Raw genomic sequence first — 6,404 nt, forward strand, 5'->3', positions numbered from 1 at the left:
CCGCCGCGGCGGCGGGCCGGCAGTACGGGCGCCGGTTCCTGTTCGGGCCGGGCGGGCGGTGCGCCGGTGTCCTGGTCCGGCCGCTCCCGGCGGGCGTGCTCGTCGCCGACGGGACGTCCGTGCGAACTGACCAGCTTGGGCGTTCCCCTGCGGAGCGGCGGGACCGGGGCGCCCGCGCGGCCGGGTGCGTCCGGGCCCGGGCCGTCCGGGTCCGGTCCGTCACCGCTCCCCCTGCCCGGGCCGGCGGCCGGTGGGCGGGGCTCGCGGCGACGGCCCGGCCGCTCGTCCTGGGTGCGGGACGGGGGCCGGCGGTGGCCGAACAGGCCGCCGTGCCCGTCGTCCTCGTCCCCGGGCGTGCCCGGGTAGTCGTCGAGGGCGTCCAGGTCGACGGGGGCCTCGAGTTCGACCGGGCCGTTCAGGAGCGGGGCGGGCCGTCCGGGCAGCCGCCCGGGCACCTGGGAGAGCGCGGGACGCCGGCCGTCCTCCGGCCGGGCGTCCTCGGCGCGCCGGGGCCGGTCGAGGCGGAAGCCGAGGCCGTTGGTGTCCGGGACGTCGTCGGTGAGGAGCGCGTCGGGGAGGAAGACGACCGCGGTGGTACCGCCGTAGGGGGAGGGCTGCAGGGAGACCCGGACGTTCTGCCGCTGTGCGAGGCGGCTGACCACGAACAGTCCGAGGCGGTCGGTGTCGGAGAGTTCGAACTCCGGTGTCTCGGCGAGCCGCAGGTTGGCGTCGAGCAGTGCCTCGGCGGCCATGCCGAGGCCCCGGTCGTGGATCTCCAGGGTGAAGCCGTTGGCGACGTGCTCCCCGAGGACCTGGACGGCGGTGTGCGGCGGGGAGAACACCGTGGCGTTCTCCAGGAGTTCGGCCACCAGGTGGGTCAGGTCGGCGACGGCGGGGCCGATGACGGCGACCCGCGGCAGCCGGCGGACCTCGATGCGCTCGTAGTCCTCGACCTCGGCGACGGCCGCGCGCACGACGTCCATGAGCTGGACGGGCTTGCGCCACTGCCGGGAGGGCGCGGCACCGGAGAGGATCACCAGGCCCTCGGCGTGCCTGCGCATGCGGGTGGTGAGGTGGTCGAGGCGGAAGAGGTCGGCGAGTTCCCCGGTGTCGTCGGTCCTGCGCTCCATGGCGTCGAGGAGGGTGAGTTGTCTGTGCAGCAGGACCTGGCTGCGGCGGGCGAGGTTGACGAAGACCTCCGAGACCCCGGAGCGCAGTTCGGACTGTTTGACGGCCGCCTCCACGGCGGCGCGCTGCAGGGTGTTGAGCGCCCGGCCGACCTCGCCGATCTCGTTCCTGGCGTACTCCAGGCGCGGGACCTCGGTCTCGACGTCCACCTGTTCGCCCGCCGAGAGGCGGCGCATCACGCCGGGCAGCCGCACTCCGGACGCCTCGTGGGCCTCCAGGCGCAGCTGCCGCAGGTCCCGGATGAGGCCGCGGCCCACCCGCACGGAGAGGAAGAGCGAGAGGAGCAGGGCGATCAGGCCGAGGAGCCCGGCGACGACGGCCTGGGTGATGACGCCCCTGGCGACGGGCCGGACCCGGTCCTGGTAGCGGTCGGCGGCCTGGTCGTCGAGGGCGGCGAGTTCCTCGAGCACATGGCCGGCCGCGGTGTCCCAGCTCTTCGCGGTGACGCCGCGGGGCGGTCCGGTGCCGGAGGCGAGCGCCGCCTCCTCCGCGACCCGCAGCGGCGCGGACCCCGCGTTCTTCCAGAAGCTCTCGTAGCGGGTCCGTTCCTCCGCGGGCAGCTGCGGCAGGCCGGCGTCGTACAGCAGCGTGCGCTGGGCCACGAAGTCGGAGACGTCCCGGGACTCGGAGCGGGAGAGCCGGCCGACGACGAGGGCGGAACCGAGCAGGGCGTCCTCGCGGGCGAGGAGTTCACGGGCACGGGCGAGGCTGACGAGGGCGCGGTAGTGCTTGTCCAGCCCGACGTCGTCGACCATGTGTAAACCGGCCAACAGGGTGTAACACGGGTCGACCAGCCGGTTGTAGAGGTCGAGGGCCTGGGAGCGGTCGACGGTGCCGTCCTCCACACCGCGGCGCAGGGACCCGAGGCCGTCGAGGGAGTCCAGTAGCGCGCTCAGCGCTTCGGTGTCCCGGCCCATCGCGTCGCGCACGTCGGGGTCCGCCGCGTTCTCCCGGACCCGGCCGACGGCCCTGTCGGTGGCGGCGCGGCTGCGGCGGAGTGCGGCGAGCCCGTCGGCGGCCCGCGGGTCCGCGAGGTGGACCAGGGTCCGGCGGCGCTCCTCCTGGAGGACGCGCACGGTGTCCTCGACGGGATGACCGACTTCCTCCATCACCGACGACGCGTCGAACAGACGGATGGCCTCACGGCTCGTCAGCAGGGTGGTGAAGGCCCAGATCACCGTCAGGGACACCAACGGGACGAGGAGCAGCACCACGATCTTCCGGCGGATGGACTTCCCGCGAAAGCGCATGGCCTCCCCCAGCTCGGCCCCCGGGACGGCCGGGGGCACACCTGTGCGTCAACAAACGGCGCGAGCCTACTACCGCGTCACGGCCGACTCGAGAAGATCTCCGGAATCCGAACTTCCGCACTGACGGCGAGACATGGTGAGTTGTCCGGGCATTGGGGGAGATTGACTCCCCGTTCGCGGAGGGGACCGGCGGAACGGGCCGGAGCACCCGTGCACAGGATTTGGCCGATTCCTTTCCTTGCGCGGGAATCTTTGTCACGCGCCCTTCGTCCTTCTCTGTGGGTGATGGGGGCGGAATCGGCGCCACAGGAGCCGTGTCCCGTAGCCGGGCGGCGTAAATCAGTGCAAGCCGGGCAGTCGTTGGGGATCCGGGTCTTCGGACCCGGAAAGGCGGTCTGCCGGCGGTGGGGAGCGACACGTTGATGGGCACGACGGAGCGGTACAGGTCCTCCGGGAGCGCCCCGGGGGCGCGGGGGGCACAGCGACCGGGCGGCGGAACCCCGGACCGCGGCGCGCCCGCGGCCGGGAGGGGCGCGGACGGCGCCCGGGGCCTTCCCGCGCCCAGGACCGGCGAGGTGCCGGCGGGCGTGACCGGGGCGGCGGACGGTGAGGGCCGGACCGGGACCGCCGCGGTCGCGGCCGGCACCGGGGCACCGGTCACCGGGAGGACCCGCGAGGGCCGCGGCACCGGGAACGGGACGCACCCGCAGCCGGGCCACCGGCCGTTGTGGGTCGAGGAGCCGGCGCGGCGGCGCCGGCTGCCGGATCCGGTGCGGACGTCGGCCGTGCGGGCGGTCCTCATCGTCGCGGTCACGCTGATTCAGGCCATGGTGGCCTTCCTGTGCACGCTCGCCGGTTCCTGGCTCGCGTTCCCCATGGTCATCAGCGGTGTCGTCAGCACCGTCCTGGCCACCTGGGGCGTCCTCGACGTGTGGGTGACCCGCCAGGTCTGGAACCAGCGCAACGGCGTGGTGTCCGCGCCCAGCAGCACCGCGCGGGCCCTGCGGCGCGAGCGGCGCCGTGCCCGTCGCCGGGAGCGCTCCGCGCAGCGTGCGCGGGCGCGGATACGCCGCCAGGGCGGCGGGGCCGGCCGGCTCTCCCACTCCTGAACCGGACGCCCCGCCCCCGCCCGTACGTCCCGCAGGGCGGGGGCGGGGCGGGTCCCGCCCGCCGGACCGGGGTCCCGGCCTCGCGGAAGGGCCGTCCGGTCAGCCACCGGCCGTGGCAGGCCTCTTGAACATCCGGGTGGCCGTGATCTCGCTGTGCACGGCTTCCCCGTCGGAGGTCTCCCGCGGCAGACCCGGCCTCAAGTGCTCCTCGACACTGATGTACTTGAGGCCCGCTCGCAGGTCGGCGTCGTTCCGCAGCCGGATGACCAGGGGGAACTCCGCGAGTGCCGTCGTGTCGAACAGGCCGGTGGTGTAGAGGAGCTGCACGCCGAGCGCGTCGGCCACGGCCCTCTGGAGCTCCAACAGGTAGGTGGCGTTGGCGCGGCCGATGGGGTTGTCGAGGAACAGGGTGCCGGCGTGCCGGTGCCGGTCGCGACCCCGGTCGTTGGAGCGCAGGGCGGCCATCGTGCAGTACAGGGCGATGGCGGCGGTGAGCAGCTGCCCCCCGGAGAACACGTCGCCCATCTGCCCGACGGGAACCCGCTCGGCGCGCAGCACGGCGTCCGGCTTGAGGATCTCGACGGCGATGCCCTTCGGCCGGAGGGCGGCGGCGACTCCGCGCAGCAGCAGGGACATGCCGTCGCGGCGCAGGTCGGAGTTCTTGCGGACGGCCGCTCGGGTCGCCTCGTCGACGACCTCGCCGAGCCGTTCGGTGAGGGTCGCCTGATCGGGTTCCTCGAAACGGATGCGCAGGAACTCCTGCCCCGACCACTCGCCGAGCCCTTCGGGCAGCCGCGACAGCCGCTGGGCGGAGCGCAGGGTGGCGAGGGCCGATTCGACGAGCCCCCTGAGCCGGTCCACGATCGAGTCGCGGTTGCGTTCCAGCTGTTCCAGTTCGTCGGTGAGGACCCGGAGCCGGGGCGCGAAGGCGTCCGCCCACTTCCGGGCGTGCTCGGGCAGGGCCGAGGCGGGCAGTTCGCGGATCTGCTGCCGGGCGGGCGTGCGCACCTGCTCGTAGCGGGTGGAGTTGGCGTGCCGGACGAGGATGTCGCAGGCCTCGCGCACCGCGGACTCGGCGGCGGACAGGTCGGCGGCGCACCCGCGGAGCGACCTGCGGGCCTCCGCGGCGGACCGGCGGGCCTCCTCCGGGCTGCCGGGATAGGGCTCGGGCTGCTCCGGTTCCTCCTCGGAGGCGTGTTCCCGCAGCAGGTCGCGGAGCATGGCGGCGATCTCGTCGAAGCCTTCGGCCGCGTCCTCGGCGCCGCGGTGCGCGGCGAGGAGGTCGCCGTGGATCTCCCCGGCGCTGTTCAGCTCCTCCGTCCGGGCGGCCAGTTCTGCCGCGGCGGTGCGCGACAGCGCCTGGGCGTGGTCGGCGTCGCGCGGCACCATCTCCTCGGGGAGCGCGGTGTGCTGCCCGCCGTCCCCGGGGGCCAGCCGCTCGGCCTCGCCCCGCAGTCGCCCGAGCTGCTCGCTCGCGCTCGACATCCGGGTCTCCATGAGCTGCACCAGTTCCTCGGCACGGGCGGCGGCGGCCTGCCGGCTGGGACCGTCCGAGCCGTCGGGTGACTCGAGCAGCTGCTCCGCGCGGTTGCGGACCTTGTTGCTCAGCCGGTCCAGCTCCGCGCGGGCCGCGCTCTCGTCGCTCTCCGCGCGGGCCTGTTCGGCCCGCAGGTCGGCACCGACGCCGACCTTCTCGTACAGCTGGGAAGCGGCCCGGTACGCCTCCCGCAGAGCGGGCAGGGAGATCCGCGACGGTTCGGGGCCGGGCCCGGTCGCGTCGTCGGGTACGTCGTCGGGGGCGCCCGCGATCTCGGCGCGCTCGGCGCGCAGCGCACGCGCGGTGCGCCGGGCGTCGTCGGCCGCCCGCTGCGCGCCGCGCCGGTCCTCGTCGGCGGTCCGCGCGCGCTCCAGGCAGGCCTGGGCGCGGGCCTCGGCCTCGGCGGCGTCGTCGGCCAGTTCGCGCAGCTTGGCCTGCCAGCCCGCCCGTTCGCGGAGCCGGAAGGCGAGTCCCGCGAGGGCGTCGGCGGCGCGCCGGGCCTTCTGCGCGGTCTCCTGCAGCTCGTCGCGCGTCCGGACGGCCTCGGCGGCGGCCTCCTCGGCCTCCGCCCGCACCGCGCGCGCCTCGGCCAGCTCCGCCTCGGACTCCTCCGCGAAGGCACGGGCGTCGTGCGCCGCCCGGGCCAGTTCGGTGAGCCGGCCGGGCGGGCAGCCGGTGCGCCAGGAGGTGAGCCGCGCGGTCAGCTCGCGGTCCTTGGCGAGCCGTGCCGCGAGCGCCCGGATCTCCTCGTCGCGGGCGGTCGCGCGGGCGCGCAGGGTCCGCCGTTCCTCGTCGGCGGCGTGTTCGTCGTGCATGGCCGGGTTCGGCGGCACCAGGAAGACGTCGCCGGTGTCCGCGCCCGGTGCCGGGGCCGGCGCGAGGAGGGCGGCGGCCGTGCCGACGGCGACCGTGGAGCGGGGCAGCAGGGCGGCCTCGCTCAGGGCCTCGCGGGCGCGGGTGTGGGAGTCCGGGTCGGTGATGACGACGCCGTCGACCAGTTCCGGGCGGGCGGCCAGGACGCGGGCGTGGTCGGCGGGGTCGACGGCCTGGGCGAGGTAGCGCCAGCCGGGCAGGGCGGGGATGCCGTGCTCGCCGAGGAACTCGACCGTGGCCAGGACGTCCGGTCCCGGCGGCAGCAGCCCGCCGTCGCCGAGGGCGCCGAGGATGCGGGCGTCGTCGGCGGCGGCGGTGCGCAGTTCGAAGAGCTGGCGTTCGGCGGAGCCGACCGCCTCCTCGAGCAGTTCGCGCAGGTCGTCGGCGAAACGGTCCAGTTCCCCGGCGGTGAGGGCGCCCTCGGCGGCGGGGAACTGGACCGTTTCG

Annotated in this window: 2 protein-coding genes and 1 pseudogene; 1 reads left to right on the top strand and 2 read right to left on the bottom strand. The window is 75.4% G+C overall.

What is annotated here, in order from left to right; translation table 11 throughout:
• A partial coding sequence (locus tag AOK18_RS21625) for a nitrate- and nitrite sensing domain-containing protein (RefSeq protein WP_055695435.1) occupies positions 1–2,438 on the bottom strand: 2,438 nt, incomplete at its 3' end.
• Between the two features lie 422 nt (positions 2,439–2,860).
• Here AOK18_RS21625 and AOK18_RS21630 point away from each other — a divergent pair.
• Entirely contained in the window at positions 2,861–3,547 is a 687-nt protein-coding gene (locus AOK18_RS21630; protein WP_055695434.1) for a hypothetical protein, read from the top strand.
• Between the two features lie 99 nt (positions 3,548–3,646).
• Here AOK18_RS21630 and AOK18_RS21635 read toward each other — a convergent pair.
• Positions 3,647–6,404 (bottom strand): annotated as a pseudogene (locus AOK18_RS21635) (hypothetical protein); the annotation flags it as partial.

Source organism: Streptomyces prasinopilosus (genome assembly GCF_001419695.1).
Classification (GTDB): domain Bacteria; phylum Actinomycetota; class Actinomycetes; order Streptomycetales; family Streptomycetaceae; genus Streptomyces; species Streptomyces prasinopilosus.

Excerpts from the sequence above, each read along its gene's own strand:
- AOK18_RS21630 (WP_055695434.1), top strand. The coding sequence starts at position 2,861 with ATGGGCACGACGGAGCGGTACAGGTCCTCCGGGAGCGCCCCGGGGGCG.